18 protein-coding genes are annotated in these 20,656 nt (G+C 69.1%); 8 read left to right on the top strand and 10 right to left on the bottom strand.

The window, feature by feature from the left end; all coding sequences use genetic code 11:
• Positions 1–28: 28 nt before the first annotated feature.
• Positions 29–1,132: a glutamate 5-kinase gene (gene proB / locus NVV99_RS03710; RefSeq protein ID WP_006551186.1), complete on the top strand. Its 1,104-nt coding sequence runs from the start codon at positions 29–31 to the stop codon at positions 1,130–1,132.
• 5 nt (positions 1,133–1,137) lie between these two features.
• Here the strand turns inward: proB and NVV99_RS03705 are convergent, their stop codons facing one another.
• Both NVV99_RS03705 and NVV99_RS03700 read right to left on the bottom strand, forming a co-directional pair.
• Positions 1,138–1,983 (bottom strand): NAD-dependent protein deacetylase, encoded by an 846-nt coding sequence (locus NVV99_RS03705; protein ID WP_024100600.1) that lies wholly within the window; start codon positions 1,981–1,983, stop codon positions 1,138–1,140.
• Between the two features lie 5 nt (positions 1,984–1,988).
• Positions 1,989–3,527 (bottom strand): ATP-dependent DNA ligase, encoded by a 1,539-nt coding sequence (locus NVV99_RS03700; RefSeq protein ID WP_024100601.1) that lies wholly within the window; start codon positions 3,525–3,527, stop codon positions 1,989–1,991.
• A gap of 135 nt (positions 3,528–3,662) precedes the next feature.
• Here NVV99_RS03700 and ligD point away from each other — a divergent pair, with 135 nt between their 5' ends.
• On the top strand, positions 3,663–4,601 hold the full coding sequence (gene ligD / locus NVV99_RS03695; protein WP_024100602.1) for a non-homologous end-joining DNA ligase: 939 nt from the start codon (positions 3,663–3,665) through the stop codon (positions 4,599–4,601).
• A gap of 38 nt (positions 4,602–4,639) precedes the next feature.
• Here ligD and NVV99_RS03690 read toward each other — a convergent pair whose 3' ends face one another.
• From NVV99_RS03690 to NVV99_RS03670, 5 genes are all read right to left on the bottom strand, one after another.
• A complete protein-coding gene (locus NVV99_RS03690; RefSeq protein WP_024100603.1) occupies positions 4,640–5,575 on the bottom strand; it encodes a D-isomer specific 2-hydroxyacid dehydrogenase family protein in 936 nt (311 codons plus the stop codon).
• A 49-nt stretch (positions 5,576–5,624) separates the two neighbouring features.
• Positions 5,625–6,023: an ectoine synthase gene (locus NVV99_RS03685; protein WP_006551191.1), complete on the bottom strand. Its 399-nt coding sequence runs from the start codon at positions 6,021–6,023 to the stop codon at positions 5,625–5,627.
• 58 nt (positions 6,024–6,081) lie between these two features.
• On the bottom strand, positions 6,082–7,371 hold the full coding sequence (gene ectB, locus NVV99_RS03680) for a diaminobutyrate--2-oxoglutarate transaminase (protein ID WP_006551192.1): 1,290 nt from the start codon (positions 7,369–7,371) through the stop codon (positions 6,082–6,084).
• A gap of 61 nt (positions 7,372–7,432) precedes the next feature.
• A complete protein-coding gene (gene ectA, locus NVV99_RS03675; RefSeq protein WP_006551193.1) occupies positions 7,433–7,939 on the bottom strand; it encodes a diaminobutyrate acetyltransferase in 507 nt (168 codons plus the stop codon).
• 216 nt (positions 7,940–8,155) lie between these two features.
• Positions 8,156–10,288: an ATP-dependent DNA helicase RecQ gene (locus NVV99_RS03670; RefSeq protein WP_024100606.1), complete on the bottom strand. Its 2,133-nt coding sequence runs from the start codon at positions 10,286–10,288 to the stop codon at positions 8,156–8,158.
• Positions 10,289–10,637: 349 nt separating this feature from the next.
• Between NVV99_RS03670 and NVV99_RS03665 the strand changes: the two genes are divergently transcribed.
• On the top strand, positions 10,638–12,179 hold the full coding sequence (locus tag NVV99_RS03665) for an acetyl-CoA hydrolase/transferase family protein (protein WP_024100607.1): 1,542 nt from the start codon (positions 10,638–10,640) through the stop codon (positions 12,177–12,179).
• A gap of 26 nt (positions 12,180–12,205) precedes the next feature.
• On the opposite strand, the gene NVV99_RS03660 is transcribed toward NVV99_RS03665, so the two are convergent.
• A complete protein-coding gene (locus tag NVV99_RS03660; RefSeq protein WP_228045113.1) occupies positions 12,206–12,736 on the bottom strand; it encodes a DUF3515 domain-containing protein in 531 nt (176 codons plus the stop codon).
• A gap of 180 nt (positions 12,737–12,916) precedes the next feature.
• Here NVV99_RS03660 and NVV99_RS03655 point away from each other — a divergent pair, with 180 nt between their 5' ends.
• Genes NVV99_RS03655 through NVV99_RS03645 form a run of 3 tightly spaced genes read left to right on the top strand, consistent with a single transcriptional unit; the run spans position 12,917 to position 15,193 of the window.
• Positions 12,917–13,888: a thiamine-phosphate kinase gene (locus tag NVV99_RS03655; RefSeq protein WP_024100609.1), complete on the top strand. Its 972-nt coding sequence runs from the start codon at positions 12,917–12,919 to the stop codon at positions 13,886–13,888.
• Positions 13,889–13,933: 45 nt separating this feature from the next.
• Positions 13,934–14,461, top strand: a complete 528-nt coding sequence (locus tag NVV99_RS03650) for a gamma carbonic anhydrase family protein (RefSeq protein ID WP_024100610.1) — start codon at positions 13,934–13,936, stop codon at positions 14,459–14,461.
• A gap of 3 nt (positions 14,462–14,464) precedes the next feature.
• Positions 14,465–15,193 carry a uracil-DNA glycosylase gene (locus tag NVV99_RS03645; RefSeq protein ID WP_024100611.1) on the top strand — a complete coding sequence of 243 codons (729 nt, stop codon included), beginning with the start codon at positions 14,465–14,467 and terminating at the stop codon, positions 15,191–15,193.
• Between the two features lie 22 nt (positions 15,194–15,215).
• Here the strand turns inward: NVV99_RS03645 and NVV99_RS03640 are convergent, their stop codons facing one another.
• On the bottom strand, positions 15,216–16,031 hold the full coding sequence (locus NVV99_RS03640; RefSeq protein ID WP_006551200.1) for an enoyl-CoA hydratase/isomerase family protein: 816 nt from the start codon (positions 16,029–16,031) through the stop codon (positions 15,216–15,218).
• Positions 16,032–16,119: 88 nt separating this feature from the next.
• The gene (gene rpmB / locus NVV99_RS03635) at positions 16,120–16,311 is read right to left on the bottom strand and encodes a 50S ribosomal protein L28 (RefSeq protein WP_006551201.1); all 192 of its coding nucleotides are present in this window, start codon (positions 16,309–16,311) and stop codon (positions 16,120–16,122) included.
• A 233-nt stretch (positions 16,312–16,544) separates the two neighbouring features.
• Between rpmB and NVV99_RS03630 the strand changes: the two genes are divergently transcribed.
• Both NVV99_RS03630 and recG read left to right on the top strand, forming a co-directional pair.
• Positions 16,545–18,233: a DAK2 domain-containing protein gene (locus NVV99_RS03630; protein ID WP_033096480.1), complete on the top strand. Its 1,689-nt coding sequence runs from the start codon at positions 16,545–16,547 to the stop codon at positions 18,231–18,233.
• 45 nt (positions 18,234–18,278) lie between these two features.
• Positions 18,279–20,570 carry an ATP-dependent DNA helicase RecG gene (gene recG, locus NVV99_RS03625; RefSeq protein ID WP_019289081.1) on the top strand — a complete coding sequence of 764 codons (2,292 nt, stop codon included), beginning with the start codon at positions 18,279–18,281 and terminating at the stop codon, positions 20,568–20,570.
• The last annotated feature ends 86 nt before the right edge of the window (positions 20,571–20,656 follow it).

The raw sequence follows: 20,656 nt of genomic DNA, 5'->3' as shown, positions 1-20,656 counted from the left end.
AGGAAGCCCGAAGCGTACCGAGGAGAACATGAGCGACACCCGGGAGGTCGTCTCCCACGCCCGCAGCGTAGTGGTCAAGATCGGCTCGTCGGCGATCACGAGCCTGGTGGGTGGACTCGACCGTGGCCGGCTCGATCGTCTCGTCGATGCCATCGAGGCCCGCATCCGCACGGGTTCGAGTGTCATCGTGGTCTCCTCGGGTGCGGTCGGTGCCGGGCTCGCACCGCTCGGTCTCACGAGTCGGCCGCGTGATCTCGCGACGAAGCAGGCCGCGGCCAGCGTCGGGCAGCTCACCCTCGCCCACGCCTGGGGCACCTCCTTCGCCCGCTACGACCGCACGGTGGGCCAGGTGCTCCTCACCGCCGACGACATCGGCCGGCGCACTCAGCACCGCAACGCGCAACGCACCCTCGACCGGCTGCGTTCGCTCGGGGCGGTGCCGGTGGTCAACGAGAACGACACCGTCGCGACCGTCGAACTGCGCTTCGGCGACAACGACCGGCTCGCTGCACTCGTCGCGCATCTCATCGGCGCCGACGCGCTGATCCTGCTGTCCGACGTCGACGGCTTGTACGACGGGGATCCCCGCAAGGGCTCCGCGAACCTCATCCCCGAGGTCCGCACCCCCGAGGATCTCGACGGTGTGGTCGCCGGGTCGGGCGGCGCGCTGGGCACCGGTGGCATGGCGTCGAAACTGTCCGCGGCCCGTCTCGCGGCGGACTCCGGCGTGCCGGTGCTGCTCGCCGCGGCCTCCCAGGCCGATCGTGCGCTGGGCGCCGCCGACGTCGGCACGGCCTTCGCGGCCCGCCCACAGCGTCTGTCGGCGCGGCGTTTCTGGGTGCGGCACGCCGCCGACGTCCACGGTTCGCTGTATCTCGACGAGGGTGCCGTGCGGGCCGTGATGGAGCGGCGACGCTCGTTGCTCGCCGCCGGAATCACCGGCACCAGTGGCGGTTTCCACGCCGGCGACGTCGTCGGCATCGTCGCGCCCGACGGCCGCACGGTCGCGCGCGGGGTGGTGGCCTACGACGCGTCCGAACTCGATTTCATGATCGGCTTCTCGACCGGTCAGCTGCCGCCGGATCTCCAGCGACCCGTCGTGCACGCCGACGACCTCGTCCGGGTGGTCTGAGAACCTCACGAAGTCGGTGCGGTCACCGCGTCGGCCAGGAAGGCGAGGGTCTCCGAGGTACCCGCCTCGAGCTTGAGGGTCGCCAGCGCATCCCCGCGGGTGGGGCCACGATTGATCACCACCACCGGGATGTTCCGCTGCACGGCGCGACGTACGAACCGCAACCCCGACTGCACCGTCAGTGAACTCCCGGCGACCAGCAGGGCGTCGGCACCGTCCACCACCGAGAAGGCGAGATCGACGCGCGGGCGCGGCACCGTCTCCCCGAAGTACACGATGTCGGGTTTGAGCATCCCGTCGCAGCGCTCGCAGTCGACGACGACGAAGTCCTCGGTGTCGGTGACCACCGCGTCCGCATCGGGGGCGACCTCGAGACCGGTCGTCGCGCGCATCCGGTCGTCGAATCCCGGATTGGCCGCGCACAGCCGTTCGTGCAGCGTGAACCGCGAGATGCGGTGTTCGCACGACAGGCATCGGACCTGCGCGTAGGTGCCGTGCAGGTCGACGACCTGCCGGCTGCCGGCCTTCGTGTGCAGCAGGTCGACGTTCTGGGTGATCACGCCGACGACCGAACCGGCGCGTTCGAGGGCCGCGAGCGCCCGGTGCCCGGGATTCGGGCGGGCGGCGTCCATGTGCTTCCAGCCGACGTGGTTGCGGGCCCAGTAGCGTTGCCGGAACTCCGCGTCGCCGACGAACTGCTGGTAGGTCATCGGGTTGCGGGGCGGCGAGTCCGGTCCGCGATAGTCGGGGATACCGGAGTCCGTCGACAGCCCGGCGCCGGTGAGAACAGCGATCCGACGGCCGTGCAGGAGAGTGGGCAGGTCGTCGGAACGGAGTGGAACGTCGATCACTCCTTCTACGGTAGGCCGCTTCCGGGAACCGGTGCCGCGGGCAGCAGCGCGCGGACCGCATCGATGGTGTCGGCGTCGGCGGCCGACTTGTCGGGCCGGTACCGCAGCACCCGTGCGAAGCGCAGCGCCACCCCGCCCGGATAGCGGCTGCTCGTCTGCACTCCGTCGAGTTCGATCTCGACGACGATCGCGGGTCGCAGGTGGACGGTGTGCTCGTCGCGGTGTGTCTCGTGGTGTGGGAATTCCTCTGTCTGCCACTGCAGCAGCGCGTCGGTGAGTCCCTTGAACGTCTTCCCGACCATGATCGGCGGACCACCGTCGGGGTCGCGGGCACCGAGGTGCAGGTTGGACAGGAAGCCGGTGCGGCGCCCGTAACCCCATTCGGCGGCGAGCACCACGAGATCCAGGGTGTGCTCGGGTTTGACCTTCTGCCAGGCTCGGCCCCGGCGGCCGGCGGTGTAGGTCGATGTGAGCGACTTCACCATGACGCCCTCGTGACCGTTGCCGAGCGAGTCACCGAGGTGCGCCTCGGCGCTGTCGGCGTCCGGAGCGACGAGCGTGGGGATGCGGTGCTCACCCGCGACGCGGGCGAGATGGTCGCGACGCACCGACAGCGGCTCGTCGAGCAGGTCGGCGCCGTCGAGGTGCAGGCAGTCGAAGAAGTACGGGTGGAGAAGCAGTTCGCGTTCGGAGCGGGCACCGAACCGGCTCATGGTCTCCTGGAACGGTCGGGGACGGCCGGCATCGGTGAGCGCGAGTGTCTCGCCGTCGAGCACGACACTGCGGCACGGCAGCGCCCGGACGAGTTCGACCAGTTCGGGGACCGATGCGGTGATGTCGCGCAGCGTGCGGGTGAAGATCCACACCGCGTCCTCGTGGCGGTGCACCTGGATGCGTGCACCGTCGAGTTTGTACTCCACGCTCACCGCCCCGTCGAACTCGATGAGTGCCGCCTCGAGCGACTCGGCGGGTGAGGCGAGCATCGGCCGGACCGGTCGGCCGAGCTCCAGGCCGAACTCCGCCAGCGCGTCGACACCACCCTCGAAGACCGCCGCTGCGGCCTGCGCGAGTCGGCCCGACAACATCACCGCCCGACGGACCGGTTCGACGGGGAGACCGGCTGCCGCTGCGACCGCATCGGTCATCACCCCTTCGAGCGCGCCCTGCCGCAGCTCACCGCCGAGGAGCGCGACGAGGAAACGCTGCTCGGCCTCGGTGGCCCGTCCGAACAGATCCAGGAGCAGTTGCTGCCGCGCGGCGGTGGATCCGGAACCGGAGATGCCGGCGAGGCGGTCGAGGAAGCCGGACACCTCGTCGACGTCGAGCACGGGATCGTCGGCGACCGGTGCGGAGAGGCCGGCGAGGGTGCGGAAACCGACACCCAGGCGACCCTGGGTCATCTCTCCGGACAACCATGAGACCACCGCTTCGACCTCGTGAGGTTCGGCGCGCCCGAGTAATTCCCGCAGCAGATCGATCTTGGTGCGTCGTGACCGTGTGGCGGCGACGGCGACGGAGGTGTCGACAACCGAGTGCAGCAGCATCGCTTCGACGTTAGCGCCCGGACGTGCCACGCGGAGGAAATCGTGCGCCGGGGTGTATTTCCGCACGGGGGTGGGAATCGAGAGGCCAGGATGGTGCACAGGACGCCTCCACGCAGGGAGGGACGGGAGACGCGGATGAGCAAGGACGCCGATGCAGTCGAACTCGACGTGGACGGTCGCACGGTGCGCATCTCGCACCCCGAGCGCGTGTACTTCCCCGAGATCGGGGCGACCAAGCTCGACCTCGCGAACTACTACCTGAGCGTGGGGGAGGGGATCGTCCGGGCACTCCGCGAACGGCCCTGCATGCTGCACCGGTTCCTCGACGGGCTCGAAGGGCGGAAGGTACACCAGAAGCGTTTGCCGCGCGGGGCTCCGGACTGGGTCGAGACCGTGCGGGTGCACTTCCCGCGCTACGACCGCGATGCCGACGAACTGTGCGTGACCCATCTCGCCGACGTCGTGTGGGCCGTGCAGATGTCCACCGTGGAGTTCCATCCGTGGAACTCGCGGCGCAGCGACGTGGAGCGACCCGACGAGTGGAGGATCGACCTCGATCCGATGCCCGACTGCGATTTCGACCGGGTCCGGCGTGTCGCGAAGGTGGCGCACGAGGTGCTCGACGAACTCGGTGCCGTGGGCTGGCCGAAGACCTCGGGCGGCGACGGCCTGCACGTCTACGTCCGGATCGCGCCGGAATGGGAGTTCGACGACGTCCGAAGGGCCGCATGGGCGTTCGCGCGGGAGGTGGAACGACGCGCGCCCGGCGACGTGACGACGGCATGGTGGCGCAAGGAACGCGACCCGTCGGCGGTCTTCGTCGACTACAACCAGAACTCGCGCGACCACACGATCGCCAGTGCCTATTCGGTCCGCGGTGTGTCGGAGGCGACGGTCTCCACTCCGGTGCGGTGGGAGGAGATCGACGACCTCGAACCGCGGGACTTCACGATCCGGACCGTGCCGAAGCGGTTCGAGGAACTCGGCGACCTGCACTCGGGTATCGACGACGCGGTCTTCTCCCTCGATCCGCTCCTGGAATGGGCGGAACGCGACGAGAAGCCGTCGGAGTGAGCCCTATGGCCCGGTAACGGTGGCCCGGTAGACGTGGCCTAGTAGCCGGCGCTGGGATCGACGACCCCGATCGGCACGAGGCCGGATGCGAAGCGTGTGACGTTCTCGATCACGTGCTCGAGATAGGCCGGGATGCGCAGCGGGGGTGGATTGGCGTCGTGGGGAGTGATCACGGCGTTGGGGAGCGTCCACAACGGATGATCCTCGGGGAGCGGTTCGGGATCGGTGACGTCGAGCCCTGCACCACCGATCGCGCCGGATCGGAGAGCGGCGACGAGGGCGTCGGTGTCGACGAGATCGCCCCGGGCGACGTTGACGACCCACGCCGTGGACTTCATCGCTGCGAGCTCGGTTGCGCCGACGAGCTGCTCGACGTCGAGAGTGGCTGTCGCGGAGATGACGAAATGATCTGCCAGAGGCCATATCTCGTCGATACGTTCGACGGGGAACGTCTCGATGGCTCCCGGCACGGGACGACCGCTGCGGGTGACGGCGAGCGCGCGCGCCCCCAGCGCGGCCAGCATCGGGATCAGCGCCCGGCCGACACCCCCGGCGCCGATGATCCCGACCGTCGCGCCGCGGAGGGTGCCGACGACCGGCGCGAGACTCTCGGGTGTCCACGAGGTGGCCGCCAGATGGGCAGGCAGGGCCCGGACCCCGGCGAGCAGGAGCAGGAGCGCGTGCTCGGCGACGGTCGTGGAGTAGGCCGCGGCCGCCGACGTCCAGGTGACGCGAGGATGGGCCTTGACGACGCCCTGCGACAGCCAGTACTCGACACCGGCGGACGGTAGCTGCACCCAGCGGACGGAGGCGGGGAGGACCTCGGGGAAGTCCTGCGGCCCGGCCGTCCAGACGAGCGCGTCGGGGGTCTCCTCGAGTCCGCAGGGCACGCCGCCCCCGCCCGTGACCGCCCGTTCGAAACGGGGGTCGCGCTCGGGGCCGACAGCGATGCGGGGCGCACGCTCGGGAGTCATGGTCTCGACTCTAAGCGTCCGCCCCGCATCGGTCACGTGGTTACCGCGCTCAGGCGGGTTCGACGATCAACGGGTACACACCGTTCTCGTCGTGCACCTCACGGCCGGTGACCGGGGGATTGAAGACGCACAGCATGCGCATGCGCGTTTCGGGGAGCACGCGGTGACGCTCGTGTCCGTTGAGCAGGTACATCGTGCCCGGAGCGAGGTCGTACTCCACGTCGTTGTCGAGGTCCTGGAGCTTGCCGGTGCCCTCGACGAGCCACACGGCCTCGACGTGGTTGGCGTAGTGGAACTCGTTGACGGTGCCGGGTTCGATGGTGGTCTCGTGGAACGAGAAGCCCACCTTGTCGCCGGCGAGGACGATGCGCTTGCTGCGCCACTGGCCGTCCTCCGAGACGACGTCGCGCTCGGTGCCGGTGATCTCTTCTGTCGTACGAACGATCATGGGTGTCGAAAGTCCTTCTTCTGCAAGTGGGTTCGGAACGGGCGGAGCGGGGGACCGCTCAGGAACGGACCTTGGCGGTCGCTTCCGCCAGGATGTTCAGCCCGAACTCGAGTTCGTCGTCGGTGATGGTCAGCGGCGGCAGCAGCTTGACGACCTCGTCCGACGGACCGGAGGTCTCGGCGAGCAGACCCTCTTCGAAGGCCAGGGCGCAAACCTTGTCGGCGTCCTCCGGCTTGTCGAAGACCAGGCCCTGGACCAGGCCGCGGCCGCGGGTCGAGACGCCGTCGAACATGTCCGACAGGTTCATGAAGGTCTGGCGGATGCGCTCGCCCTTGCGCAGGGTGTCGCGCTCGAGCTTGTCGTCGGCCCAGTAGTGCTCGAGGGCGGCAGCCGCCGTCACGAAAGCCGGGTTGTTGCCGCGGAAGGTGCCGTTGTGCTCGCCCGGGCCCCACACGTCGAGCTCACGCTTGAACAGGGTGAGCGCCAGCGGCATTCCGTATCCGCCGATCGACTTCGACAGGGTCACGATGTCGGGCGTGATGCCGGCGATCTCGAACGAGAAGAACGGGCCGGTGCGGCCGCAGCCCATCTGCACGTCGTCGACGATCAGCAGGATGTCGCGTTCCTTGCACAGGTCGGCCAGAGCGCGAAGCCACTCGGGGCGAGCAACATTCACGCCGCCTTCACCCTGCACGGTCTCGACGATGACCGCGGCCGGACGGTTCAGGCCGCTGCCCGCGTCGTCGAGGACGCGCGAGAACCACTGGAAGTCCTCGGTGACGCCGTTGAAGTAGTTGTCGAACGGCATCGGCGTGGCGTGGACGAGGGGGATACCCGCGCCGGCGCGCTTCATCGAGTTACCGGTCACCGACAGCGCACCCAGGGTCATGCCGTGGAAAGCGTTGGTGAAGTTGATGATCGACTCGCGACCGGTCACCTTGCGGGCGAGCTTGAGCGCCGCCTCGACGGCGTTCGTGCCGGTCGGGCCGGGGAACTGGACCTTGTAGTCCAGGCCGCGCGGCGCGAGCACGTGCGACTCGAAGGTCTCGAGCAGCTTGCGCTTGGCGACGGTGTACATGTCGAGGCCGTGGGTGACGCCGTCGCTCATGATGTAGTCGACCAGGGCCGACTTGAGAACCGGATTGTTGTGGCCGTAGTTCAGGGCTCCGGCGCCGGCGAAGAAGTCGAGGTAGTCCTTGCCGTCCTCGCTGCGCAGCCAGGATCCCGATGCCTTGTCGAAAACGGCGGGCCAGCCGCGGCTGTAACTCCGGACCTCGGATTCGAGGTGCGAGAAAATCGCAGTATCGGGCTTACTGGTGGTCTCGGGCTTGTTTTCCAGGATGGTCATGTCGTGGTCCTCCTGTGATTATTCGAGAATTATGAAGATGTCGTGCGCACACGCGCTGCGATCATTCGCCGATGGTGTAGAGATCCTCGGCCAGATGTGAATCGGGGAAATCGTCGGGCGCGAACAACTCGGTGCGAGTGATATGCGTTCCGCGGCGACGCGCGAGAGCGGTGAACATTGCGATCGACGCTTCGTTGTCGGGACTCACCGTCGTTTCCAGACGGGTCACGCCGAGCGGCTCGAGTCGGTCGAGCAGAGCGTCGAGCATACGGCCGGCCACTCCACGTCCACGCTGGTCTGCGTCGACTGCCACCTGCCAGACGAACAGGGTGTTCGGGGAGTCGGGACGGCGGTAGCCGGTCACGAATCCCACGGGGCGATCGGTGTCGTCCGTTGCGACGACCGATGTGTCGGCGAAATCGCGACACCACAACACATATGCGTAACCGGAATTGACGTCGAGAACCTGCGAATCACGCGCGATCTGCCAGAGTCGTCTACCGTCGGCGATACGCGGACGCCGGAATTCGATTGCAGCCGGCTCACTACCGGACTCGGTTGCGGCCAACTCCGAAGAGGTGGTCGCGGTATTCGATTCAGCCGAGTCGGGGGTCGGGGTACTTCTTTCCTTGACGGGCCTCATATGTCCTTTCAACCTAACAACTTCCGGTGTCGAGATCACGCCCGTGTCCGGAATCGGGATCGGAACCCTGTGGTCCGTGCAGGTCGAGCGCATGTTGTGATGCCGGTCACAAACATGTTACGTCGGTCCTCCTCGTGGCGATTACTTCGGGCTCGCGAGTGCGTACGGCAACACCGCGTCGGCTCCCGCAGCGACGAGAGTTCTCGCCGCCATCGTGAACGTCCAGCCGGTGTCGGTCACCGCATCGACGAGAAGGATCGGACCACTCGACCCGAGGTTGTCGGGTCGCTCCCACGCATCGATCAGTGCGGCGACCCGATATGCCGAGTTCGCTGCCGTCGGCTCCGTATTCCCGCTTCGGCGTCGCAATACACCTAGATCTCGTAATCGTCCGATTTGTGCCAATCGGAACGCAAGTGACTCGACGAGCAGGGAGTGCGTGGGGGAGTCCATGGCCATGACGGCGGTGGGCCGGTCCTCCCAGTCCCACGCGGCGAGCACCGCGATCGACGCGTCGACCACCGCCTTCGGCACTTCGCGGTCCGGTCCGTCGAGCAGTTCGCGCAGTCGCGGTCCCCATCCCAGATCCGACAGCCGGCCCAGCACGCGCCCGGGGCGCGGACCGTCCGTGATCCGGCCCGACAGCGGGATCCCGAGGGTCGACATCCCCGTGGGCCACTGCCGGCGCGGCGGCAGATCCACACCGGGGCGTTCGAGCCGGGCGCGGGTCCGGGCGACCTCGTCGTCGCCGACGGACGTCTCCCACCGGGAACCGATGCAGTTGTCGCACCGGCCGCAACCGGGGCTCCGGGTGTCGAGATCGGGGTCGTCGAGCTGACGGCGGAGGAAGACCATGCGGCATTCGGTGGTGCGTTCGTATTCGAGCATCGCCTCCTGTTCCGCGGCGCGCGCCTCCTCGAGCCGCCCGTAGCGCTCCCCGTCGTACATCCAGGGCTGCCCGGTGGCGATCCAGCCACCCTTGACCCTCTTCACCGCTCCGTCGACGTCGAGGACCTTGAGGACCATCTCCAGGCGGGAGCGCGTGAGGTCGACCCGCGGTTCGAGCGCGGGTGTCGATACCGGCCGTTCGGTATCGAGCGCTGCGATCACACGGCGTACGAGTGCCTCGTCCGGGAAGGCGACCGAGGCGAACCACTGCCAGATCCGGCGGTCCTCCGGGCCGGGGAGCAGAACCACCTCGGCGCGTTCGGTGGAGCGACCCGCACGCCCGACCTGCTGGTAGTAGGAGATCGGGGACGAGGGAGCGCCGAGGTGCACCACGAAGCCGAGGTCGGGTTTGTCGAAGCCCATGCCGAGTGCCGAGGTCGCGACGAGCGCCTTGACCTTGTTGTCGAGGAGATCGGCCTCGAGCTGTTCACGTTCGGTCGGTTCGGTCTGACCGGTGTATGCCGCCACTGCATAGCCGTGGTCGGTGAGCAGCGCCGCGAGGTCGCGGGCGGCGGAGACCGTCAGCGCGTACACGATGCCCGAGCCCGGCAGATCCTTCAGATGTTGCGCGAGCCATGCCGCGCGTCGTGCCGGTTCGTCGATCCGCACCACCGACAGGTGCAGCGACGGACGGTCGAGGCCGCCGCGCAGCACGAGCGTGCCGTCGGAGCCGGCATTGCTGCTTCCACCGAGGTCGCTGCCTCCGCCGACACCGAGCTGGGCGGCGATGTCGGCGACCACCCGGTCGTTGGCGGTCGCGGTCGTCGCCAGGACCGGGATGTCGTCGCCGAGTTCGGCGACGAGGGTGCGGATGCGGCGGTAGTCGGGCCGGAAGTCGTGACCCCAGTCCGACACGCAGTGCGCCTCGTCGACGACCACCAATCCGGCGTCGCGGGCGAGGGAGGGCAAGACCTGGTCGCGGAAGTCGGGGTTGTTGAGGCGTTCGGGGCTGACGAGGAGGACGTCGACCTCACCCGCCGCGATCCGCTCGTGGATCGCCGCCCATTCCGTCACGTTGCCGGAGTTGATGGCCGCGGCGTGGACGCCCGCCCGCTCGGCGGCCGCGACCTGGTTGCGCATCAGGGCGAGCAGCGGCGAGACGATCACCGTGGGACCGCGGCCCTGCCGGCGCAGCAGTTTGGCGGAGATGAAGTAGACGGCCGACTTTCCCCAGCCTGTGCGCTGGACGACGAGGGCGCGGCGACGGTGTACCACGAGCGCCTCGATCGCGACCCATTGGTCGTCGCGGAGCCGGGCGTCGGGGCCTGCCAGCTCGCGGAGGAGGTGCTCGGCATCGTCGCGCAACAGGTCGGTGGAGTTCGTCATGCTGCAATCGTGCCCGACGACGTTCCGTCACGGCGACGGTGAACGGTTCTCCGGGGGCGGCGAACGGTACTGACGCGGCGGCGAACGGGGATACCGTAGAGATGGCGACGGAGGGGCTCTCACGAAAGAGGGTGGCACCCAGTGTCAGTTGGCGTGGCAGAGATCATGATGTAAAAGCTTGCGAAACAACAACTTCCGATTGCATCGATCTTGGAGTGCGACTCGTGGCACTCTGTGTCCGAATTGGTGACGGCGATCGCTGATCCGGACCGAGTGTGATGAGCGGATCATCCGCGTCGCTATGGTCGTCGTCATGTACGCAGCCCTTTCATCCCCCGCAGCGCCGTCTGTGGAGTCGGTCGTCGTGACCCCGGCCGAGGCTCGGGTACGTCATGAGACCTACCGCAAGAAGATCGTGTCGGCTCAGGACGCCGTCCAGTGGATTCGCCACGGCGACACGGTCGCCATCAGCGGCTTCGCCAGCGCAGGCACCCCGAAGGCAGTGACCCCGGCCCTCGCCGAACACATCCGGCGCACGCGGGCGACCGGCGGCGACTTCCGGATCAACCTGCTCACCGGAGCGTCGGTGGCCTCCGACACCGAGCGCATGCTCGCCGACGTCGACGGAATCGCGCTGCGTATGCCGTACCAGGCAGAGCCCACCGCCCGAGGGCGGATCAACGAAGGCCGGATGGACTACGTCGACATACACCTGTCGCACGTCGCCCAGCAGGTCTGGGAGGGCTACTACGGACACATCGACGTCGCCGTCGTCGAGATCTCCGGCATCACGGAGACGGGCGAGCTGATCCCCGCCACGTCCATCGGTAACAACAAGACCTGGCTCGACGTCGCCGAGAAGGTGATCCTCGAGGTCAACTCGTGGATCCCCGCCGCCATGGACGGCGTGCACGACGTCTACTACGGCACCGCGCTTCCCCCGAACCGTCGTCCGATCGACCTCACCGACGTCGAGGACCGCATCGGCCAGCCCTACTTCCGGATCGATCCGGAACGCGTCGTCGCGGTCGTCGAGACCGACCGTCCCGACAGCGCCACCGCGCTCACGGCGCCCGACGCCACCAGCCGGGCCATCGCCGACCACGTCCTCGACTTCTTCGCGCACGAGGTCGCCGCGGGACGGCTGCCCGCCGACACGCTGCTTCCGCTGCAGTCGGGTGTCGGCAACGTCGCCAACGCCGTTCTCGCCGGTCTCGACAGCGGACCGTACCGGGGGCTGACCTGCTACTCGGAGGTCATCCAGGACGGCATGCTCGACCTCGTCAAACACGGCACCGTCCGGTTCGCCTCGGCGACTTCCCTCGCACTGTCCGAAGCGGGGCTGAACGACTTCGTCGAGAACATCGACTTCTACCGCGACCACATCATGTTGCGGCCGCAGGAGATCAGCAACCACCCCGAGATCGTCCGCCGACTCGGCATCATCGCCATGAACGGCATGCTCGAAGCCGACGTGTACGGCAACGTCAACTCCACCCACGTGATGGGCACCCGCATCATGAACGGCATCGGTGGCTCCGGCGACTTCGCGCGCAACGGCTACCTGTCGATGTTCCTGAGCCCGTCGACGGCCCGCGACGGCGCGATCTCGTCGATCGTCCCGATGGTGCCGCACGTCGACCACACCGAGCACGACGTGCAGGTCATCGTGACCGAACAGGGTCTCGCCGATCTGCGCGCACTGTCCCCCCGCCGTCGGTCGCGGGTCGTCGTGGAGCGCTGCGCGCATCCCGACTACCGCGCCGAACTGCTCGACTACATCGAGCGCGCAGAAGCCACCCCCGGAGCAGGTCACACCCCGCACCTGCTCGGTGAGGCGTTCTCCTTCCACGAGCGCTACCAGCGCACGGGGACCATGCACGCGTCCTGATCGACGCGGCGACGAACACGGTCGGCTCAGCGGATCGGCGCCGGATCGATCTCCTGCTGCGGGAGCGCCGCGGAGATCGTCGCCGTGATGTCCTGCAGCGGGGTCGGCCCGGATCCGTCGGGCACGGTCAAGGCCACGTAGACCGGACGGTCGACGGCGAACCACGTACTCGCCGGGATGCCCTGCTCGGCCCCCGACACCTCGAACCACTGCACGTCGTCGATCACCTGCAGCGCCGCCGCTCGGTCGAACTGGTCGGGCCGGTCGAGACCGCAACGCAGGACGACCTCCTCGCCGTCGTCCGACTGCCAGGCCGCAGCACCCACCGGTGCCGGATCGGCCAGTTCGGCGCGCGTGTAGTCGCCGAGCTCCTCCGGCAGCGCGTCGAGCAACTGCGAGCAGGATTCGGATTCCGCCTCCGGAGCGGGCACGGGACCGAGACCCACGGGTGTATTCACCGGTGACTGCGACACGATCACGGCCGCCACCACCACTCCGACCAGCAGGGCGACGGGCAGTGCGATCGCCGTGGCGATCAGAGCGGGACTGCGTCGCATCCCGTCCGATCCGGGTGCCTCGACGGGGGCGTCGTCGGAAGGTTCGCGATCGGAAGCAGAGGTGTCGTTCATCGTGTCCAGCATCCGGGCTCGGGGACAGGGGGCGGTAGCGTGATCGAACGTAGCAGGGCACGTGCCGGCTCTCTCCCACCGCCGACCGAGAAAGAGGCGACCGTCACCGTGACGAACCCGAGCGGACCCACCGTCGCCGACATCGGCGAATTCCCCGTGATCGAGCGCGCGGTGAGAGCACGGCGGCAACCCGACAGCACACTCGTCGGGCCGGGCCACGACGCAGCGGTCGTGACAGCATCCGACGGGCGCATCGCGATCTCGACCGACATGCTGGTCGAAGGACGTCACTTCCGGTTCGACTGGTCGAGCCCGGAAGAGGTCGGACGCAAGGCGGTCGCCCAGAACGGAGCCGATGTCGCCGCGGTCGGCGCCCGCCCCACGGCCTTCGTCGTCGGCCTCGGTTGTCCGCCCGAGACTCCCGTCGCCGTGCTCGACGGCATCTCGGCGGGCATCGGGGAGGCTGCGGAGGAGATCGGCGCCGGAGTCGTGGGAGGCGATCTCGTGCAAGCGGGTCAGGTGATCGTCTCGGTCACCGTGCTCGGCGAACTCGACGGACGGCCACCGCTGCTCCGCTCCACCGCCCGCCCCGGCGACGTCGTCGCCCTCGCCGGTCGCACCGGTCGTTCCGCGGCGGGTCTGGCCCTGCTGCTGTCCGGCAACCGGGACTTCCCCGAACTCGTCGCGGCGCATCGTGTGCCCACTCCGCCCTACGCCGCAGGTCCTGCAGCGGCCGCAGCAGGCGCCCACGCATGCACCGACATCTCCGACGGTCTCGTCGCCGATCTCGAGCACATCTGCACGGCTTCGGAGGTCGCGATCGACCTCGACTCCGGTGCGCTCGCTCCCGACACGCAACTCCGCGAGACCGGTCGGGTGCTGGCGGCCGACCCGTGGGAATGGATCCTCACCGGCGGCGAGGACCATGCCCTCGCAGCGTGCTTCCCTCGCGAGGTCGCACTGCCGGACGGATGGCGGCCGATCGGCGTGGTCCTGGAAGGCTTCGGCGTCACCGTCGACGGGCAGCGCCGCGACGGATCCGGAGGCTGGGAGAGCTTTGCGGCGGGCGCTGGTCACTAGGGCGACCACTTCGGGTGGGGTTCGCTCGAGATAGGTTCTGCAGTCATGGCTGTCTACGCACTCGGCGAGCGTGTCCCCGATATCCATCCCGACGCGTGGGTTCACCCCGACGCGGTCGTGATCGGCAACGTCACCCTCGGTGCCGGTGCCTCCGTGTGGCCCTCGGCGGTGCTGCGCGGGGACTACGGCACGATCACCGTGGGGGAGAAGACCAACATCCAGGACGGCACGATCATCCACTGCACCGCGATCGATGCCACCGTCATCGGCGCGCGGTGCGTCGTCGGGCACAACGCGCACATCGAGGGCTCCACGATCGGTGACGGCGCGCTGATCGGCTCGGGTTCGCTCGTCCTCAACGGATCGGTCATCGGCGCCGGGGCGCAGGTCGCCGCCGGCGCCCTGATCCCACCGCGCTTCGAACTTCCGCCCCGCCGCATGGCGATGGGCATCCCCGCGAAGGTCCGCGAGGGCTACGAGATCCCCGAGAACGAATTCGACCCCAACGCCGAGATGTATGCGGCGAACGCCGCCTACTACCGGACCGCTCTCCGCCGCATCGACCAGGAGTGACAGGTGGCCGACACCGTCGACACACAGTCCGCGGACGGGGGAGCGGACGAGCCCCGTGCCGGTCGGCCCCTGTCCGAACTCGTCGACCCGGGCTGGGCGCGAGCACTCGAACCCGTCACAGGTGACATCACCGCGATGGGGCAGTTCCTCCGCGCCGAACTCGCCGCGGGCCGCAGTTACCTGCCGTCCGGTCCGAACGTGCTGCGTGCCTTCACACAGCCGTTCGAGTCCGTCCGCGTCCTGATCGTCGGGCAGGATCCCTATCCCACTCCGGGTCACGCTGTGGGACTGAGCTTCTCGGTGGCTCCGGCCGTCCGGCCGATCCCGCGCAGTCTCGCCAACATCTACCGCGAGTACACCGACGATCTCGGTCTGCCGCAGCCCTCCACGGGCGACCTGTCGCCGTGGACCGAGCACGGTGTCCTGTTGCTCAACCGGGTCCTCACCGTCGCGCCGGGCCAGCCGGCCTCGCATCGCGGCAAGGGCTGGGAGGCCGTCACCGAGCAGGCGATCCGCGCGCTGGTCGCGCGCGGTACCCCGCTCGTCGCGATCCTGTGGGGCCGCGACGCGGCGACCCTCGAACCCATGCTCGGTGGTGTGCCCACCGTGAAGTCGGCGCACCCGTCCCCGCTGTCGGCCTCACGCGGATTCTTCGGGTCGCGTCCGTTCAGCCGCGCGAACGCCCTGCTCGTCGAGCAGGGCGGCGAACCGGTGGACTGGCGACTGCCCTGACCACCGATCCGCCGCCCGGATGTCAGGCGCGGGCCGAATCCCAGTCCGGACGCCGCTTGGCGACGAAGGCGTCGACACCCTCGATACCCGTGGGCGTCGTCGCGGCCGCGGAGATCGAGGCGGCTTCGGCATCGAGGTGGTCGGACAGCGATCGTCCGGCCGAGCCCGCCACGAGCGAGCGGATGGCGGCGTAGGACTGCGTGGGGCCGTGCGCGAGGGTTCGTGCGAGTCGCAACCCTTCGCTCTGGATCTCGCCGTCGGCGACGAGCCGGCTGAGCAGACCCAGGCGCACGGCTTCGTCGGCGCCGATCACGGCGTCGGTCATGATGATCTCCCGTGCCCGCGACGGGCCGACGATCCGCGGCAGGGTCCACGACATGCCGCCGTCGGGGGAGAAACCGATCGACGGGTACGCGGCGCGCATCTTCGTGCCGGGGCCGGCGAGCGCGATGTCGGCGAGCAGCGCCAGGCTCATGCCGGCGCCGGCGGCCCAGCCGTGCACGGCGGCGACGACCGGCACGGCCGCCTTCTCCAGTGCGCGCACGAAGTCATGGAAGAGGTTCGCGATCTCGAGCAGGTGGGCGCCACGGTCCTCGGCCGCGGCGAATCCGTGGACGTTGCCACCCGCGCAGAAGTTCGCACCCTCACCGACGAGCAGCACGGCGCCGATCTCCGGGCCTGCCGCACGCAGGGCTGCGATACCCTGCTCCATCCCTGCGGGGGACAGGGAGGTGCCGTGCTCGGAGGTCGCCACGGCGATCCGCAGGACGCGGTCCTCCACGCTCACCAGTGAACGGAGAGAGTCGCTGTCGGGGAAGGAAACTTGGTTCTCGGTCATTCCCGCACGATATCCGGCCGCAGGATCGAACGGCGAAGGCCCCCTGCGCAATCAGCGCAGGGGGCCTTCGCGACGACTCGACCGGGAATCAGCCGCGGACGACCTTGCCGGCCTTGAGGCAGGAGGTGCACACGTTCATCTTGCGGGTGTTGCCCGGTGCAACCTGAGCGCGCACGCTCTGGATGTTCGGGTTCCAGCGACGGTTGGTACGCCGGTGCGAGTGCGAGACCGACTTCCCGAAGCCGGGGCCCTTGGCGCATACGTCGCAGACGGCAGCCATGTCGCGAACTCCTTGTGTCTAGTGGATAGATCTTCTGTCTGTTGTTTCGCCTTGCGAACACGGGGAACGAGCCGCCCGTGCGAGGCAACCCGGCAAGCTTAGCGAACTCGAGGGCGGTTGGCCAAACCGGACGGTGCGACGACTCGCGGCTAACCTGTTCGCCAGGGCTCGGCACCGTGCGCAACGGTACCGATCGCAGAGGTGGACGATGCCCGCAGGACGAGGCGAAGGGGGTGGAATCGTTGCTCGGAGCCGAGGACACGGTGGACGGGCGGGCGCTGCGCCGGTGGGTCGAGTTCGGTGTGGAAGCGCTCGAACAGCGCCGAGCGGAGATCAACTCGCTCAACGTCTTCCCGGTGCCCGACGGGGACACCGGAAACAATCTGCTGATCACCCTGCAGGCCGCGGCGGCCCGGATCGGCGGGCCCGTGGACGGCGCGCTCACCGCATCCGACGTCGCCGAAGGGCTCGCGCGTGGTGCTTTCGCCGGAGCGCGGGGCAATTCCGGGATCATCCTGGCACAGGCACTGCGCGGTCTCGCCGACGCGATCGCGGGACTGACGACGGTCGGCGCCCGGGACCTCGCCGCCGCCTTCTCCAACGCCGCGACGCTCGTGACCGGAGCGCTCAGCGCACCCGCGAAGGGCACCATCGTCAGCGTCCTCGAAGCTGCGGCCGAGGGCGCGACCCGCGTCGCCTCGGAGACGGATGCGACCGTGTGCGATGTCGCCGTCGCGAGTGCCGACGCCGCCGCCGACGCGCTGCAGCGCACCACCACCCAGCTCGACGTCCTCGCCGAGGCAGGGGTCGTCGACGCCGGCGGCCTCGGCCTGCTCGTGCTGCTCGACTGCCTGGTGGAGGTCACCACCGGAATACGGCCCGATCGCCGGATGGTGCTCGCCGGCACCTCGCGGCCTGTCGTCGAACCCGAGATCGTCGACGAACGTCACGACAGCGACCAGCAGGAGTACGAAGTGATGTATCTCGTCGGGAATTCCGACGACGCGCGCATGGATGCCTTGAGGTCCTCCCTCGACGCGCTCGGCGACTCGGTCGCGATCGTTTCCGGGGGATCGGGGTGCTGGTCCGTTCACGTGCACTGCTGCGAGCCCGGAGCTGCCGTGGAGGCCGGTCTCGCGGCGGGTTCGCTGAGCCGCATCGACATCACGTGCTTCGCGCTCGAGTCCGCGCGTCGCGGGTGCGGCGACGGTCCCGTCGCGCTGGGCACGGCTCCCGCCCGGGTCCGTGCCGAGTCGGCGGAGGAACAGTCCCGGGCGGTCCTTGCAGTGGTGGGCGGCGAGGGCGCGGCCGAACTGTTCGAGGCGGAGGGTGCCCGGGTGCTGCGGGCCGAGGAGATCTCAGCCCCGGACGAACTGCTCGAGGCGATCCGGGCACTGCCGAGCCGGGACGTCCTGGTGCTGCCCAACGGTGCGCTCTCCGCGCAGGACGTCGTCGCCGTGGGCGCCCGGGCGCGGCGGGACGACCGTGACGTGATGTTCCTGCCGTCCTCCTCCGTCGTCCAGGGGCTGGCCTCGTTGGCCGTGCACGATCCGATGCGCGCGACGGTCGACGACGCCTTCGCGATGTCGGAGGCGGCGTCGTGCGTGCGCTGGGGATCGCTGCGGTACGCGAACGAACGCGCGCTGACCTGGGTCGGAACGTGCGAGCCCGGCGACAGTCTCGGACTGGCCGGCCATGATGTCGTAGTGATCGAGCATGATCTGGTGACAGCGGGAGCGTCGCTGCTCGACAGGATTCTCGCCGCGGGCGGCGAGCTCGTGACGATGCTGGTCGGCGCCGACGCCCCCGACGGACTCGTCGAGCAACTGGCCGCCCACCTCGATCGCCGTCACCCGGAGATCGACGTGGTGGTCTACCAGGGCGGTCAGCGCGGCGACCTGCTGCAGCTCGGCGTCGAGTAGCCGGTGCGCCGCGAGGCCACCGCAGGAGTAGCGGAAGGGACGGCAGTGGCGACACTCGCGGACCGGCTCGATCATGTCCTCGGCCGCAAGACGGCGGACGCCTTGCACGACGCGTTCGGGATGACCACCGTCGAGGATCTACTGAGGCACTATCCGCACCGCTACGCCACCCAGGGCGCCGAACTCGGCGAGAGCCGGCCCGCGGAGGGCCAGCACATCACGATCATCGCGCGGGTCGAGTCGGCGCAGGAGGTGCCGATGAAATCCCGCGCCGGCAAACGCCTCGCGGTGCGGTTGCGCTCCGATCGCCACAGCATCGACGTCACCTTCTTCAACCCGCACCGGGTCAAGCACAATATCAAGCCCGGCGTGCGCGCGATGTTCTCCGGCACCGTGAAGTACTTCCGCGACAAGTGGAGCCTGACCCATCCGAGCTATCTCGTGCTGCCCGAACCGCGCGACGCCGAGGACCTGGTCTCGGCGACCCCCGCGCGGGTGCGGGGCGCCGGCGCCCTGGCGGGTCTCGCCCGCACCGCGCAGGACGGATCGGGAGTCGACATGTCGGTCTTCGACCGCGCGCTGATCCCGATGTACCGCGCGACCCGCGAGGTCGAGTCGTGGACCGTCATGCGCTGCGTGCGGCAGGTGCTCGACCAGCTCGACCACGTCGACGATCCGCTGCCCGAGTGGGTGCGCGACGAGCACGGCTTCGTGGGTCTCGACGAGGCGCTCCGCTCGATCCACCTGCCCGACACGAAGCAGGAGATCGACCGGGCACGCGACCGTCTGCGGTTCGACGAGGCCGCCGCCGTGCAGCTCGTGCTCGCCGGACGCCGGCACGACGTCGAGGTGCGGTCGGCGCCGTCCTGCCCGCGCCGCGAGGGCGGGATCGCCGACGAGTTCGACCGGCGGCTGCCCTTCGAACTGACGGCCGGGCAGCTCTCGGTGGCCGACGAGATCGCGGCCGATCTCGCACGCGAACACCCCATGAACCGGCTGCTCCAGGGCGAGGTCGGTTCCGGCAAGACCATCGTGGCGCTGCGGGCGATGCTGCAGGTGATCGACTCCGGTCGGCAGTGCGCGTTGCTCGCACCCACCGAGGTGCTCGCGGCGCAGCACGCGCGCTCGCTCACGAAGATGCTGGGCGATCTCGCCGCGGCGGGCGAACTCGGCGCTCACGAACTCGCGACCCGCGTGACCCTGCTGACCGGCTCGATGGGGGTCGCACGCAAGCGGGCCGCGCTCAACGAGGCGGTGACGGGCGATGCCGGCATCGTCATCGGCACGCACGCGCTGATCGAGGACACGGTGCAGTTCTTCGACCTCGGCCTGGTGGTGATCGACGAGCAGCACCGCTTCGGTGTCGAACAGCGCGACGCACTGCGCTCGCGGGGTCGCGACGGCGCGTCCCCGCACGTGCTGGTGATGACCGCAACACCCATCCCGCGCACCATCGCGATGACGGTGCTCGGCGACCTCGAGGTCTCGACCCTGCGCGAACTCCCCAGAGGACGGTCGCCGATCGTCAGCCGCGTGGTGCCGGCGAAGGTGCATCCGAAGTGGGTCGACCGCGCGTGGGAACGCATCCGCGAGGAGGTCGCCGAGGGGCGGCAGGCCTACGTGGTGTGTTCCCGCATCGGCGACGGCGATTCCGACGACGACGCGCTCTTCGATCCGGACGGGCCCGAGCCGTCGGGATCGGGGAAGGGCAAGCAGGCCCCGCCCGAAACCGTCTCTGTGCTCGAGCAGTTCGAGTTCCTCACTTCCGGTCCGCTGCGGGATCTGAGGGTGGGGCTGCTGCACGGTCGCCTCCCCGGCGACGAGAAGGACGCGGTGATGCAGGCCTTCAACGCCGCGGAGCTCGACGTGCTCGTGTGCACGACCGTCGTCGAGGTCGGTGTCGACGTTCCGAACGCGACCGTGATGGTGATCGTCGATGCCGACCGGTTCGGTGTCAGCCAGTTGCACCAGCTGCGGGGTCGCGTCGGTCGTGGCGGCCATCAGGGCCTGTGCCTGCTCGTGACCGACGCGAAGCCCGCGACCCCGACGATGATGCGGCTCGAGGCCGTCGCCGGCACCACCGACGGTTTCGAACTCGCCCAGCTCGACCTGCAGTTGCGCCGGGAGGGCGACGTCCTCGGCGTCGCCCAGTCCGGCACCGTGTCGACGCTGCGGTTACTCTCGCTCGTCGACGACGCCGACGTCATCGAGGCGGCTCGCGACTTCTCCCGGACGGTGACGGAGAAGGATCCCGGCCTCGAACACCACCCGGGGCTCGCAAGCATGGTGCGGGCCGCGCTCGACGCCGAGCGCGTGGCCTATCTCGACAAGTCCTGAGTTACGTTCCGTACACCGTGCCGCAGAACCCGCGGTGAGGTTTCGGTGGCCGTGCCCGGCATGTTGACGCCGTGTTACGACGGGGC

The sequence above is a fragment of the Rhodococcus sp. PAE-6 genome, from assembly GCF_025290685.1.
GTDB classification, from domain to species: Bacteria; Actinomycetota; Actinomycetes; order Mycobacteriales; family Mycobacteriaceae; genus Rhodococcus; species Rhodococcus pyridinivorans.
This window is presented reverse-complemented; position numbering and strand designations above follow the sequence as displayed.

Coding starts and splice junctions, on each gene's coding strand:
- proB (WP_006551186.1), top strand. CDS start 29: ATGAGCGACACCCGGGAGGTCGTCTCCCACGCCCGCAGCGTAGTGGTC.
- NVV99_RS03700 (WP_024100601.1), bottom strand. CDS start 3,527: ATGCTGCTGCACTCGGTTGTCGACACCTCCGTCGCCGTCGCCGCCACA.
- NVV99_RS03670 (WP_024100606.1), bottom strand. CDS start 10,288: ATGACGAACTCCACCGACCTGTTGCGCGACGATGCCGAGCACCTCCTC.
- rpmB (WP_006551201.1), bottom strand. CDS start 16,311: ATGGCTGCCGTCTGCGACGTATGCGCCAAGGGCCCCGGCTTCGGGAAG.
- NVV99_RS03650 (WP_024100610.1), top strand. CDS start 13,934: ATGGCTGTCTACGCACTCGGCGAGCGTGTCCCCGATATCCATCCCGAC.
- ectB (WP_006551192.1), bottom strand. CDS start 7,371: ATGACCATCCTGGAAAACAAGCCCGAGACCACCAGTAAGCCCGATACT.
- ligD (WP_024100602.1), top strand. CDS start 3,663: ATGAGCAAGGACGCCGATGCAGTCGAACTCGACGTGGACGGTCGCACG.
- NVV99_RS03640 (WP_006551200.1), bottom strand. CDS start 16,031: ATGACCGAGAACCAAGTTTCCTTCCCCGACAGCGACTCTCTCCGTTCA.
- NVV99_RS03685 (WP_006551191.1), bottom strand. CDS start 6,023: ATGATCGTTCGTACGACAGAAGAGATCACCGGCACCGAGCGCGACGTC.
- NVV99_RS03660 (WP_228045113.1), bottom strand. CDS start 12,736: ATGCGACGCAGTCCCGCTCTGATCGCCACGGCGATCGCACTGCCCGTC.
- NVV99_RS03690 (WP_024100603.1), bottom strand. CDS start 5,575: ATGACTCCCGAGCGTGCGCCCCGCATCGCTGTCGGCCCCGAGCGCGAC.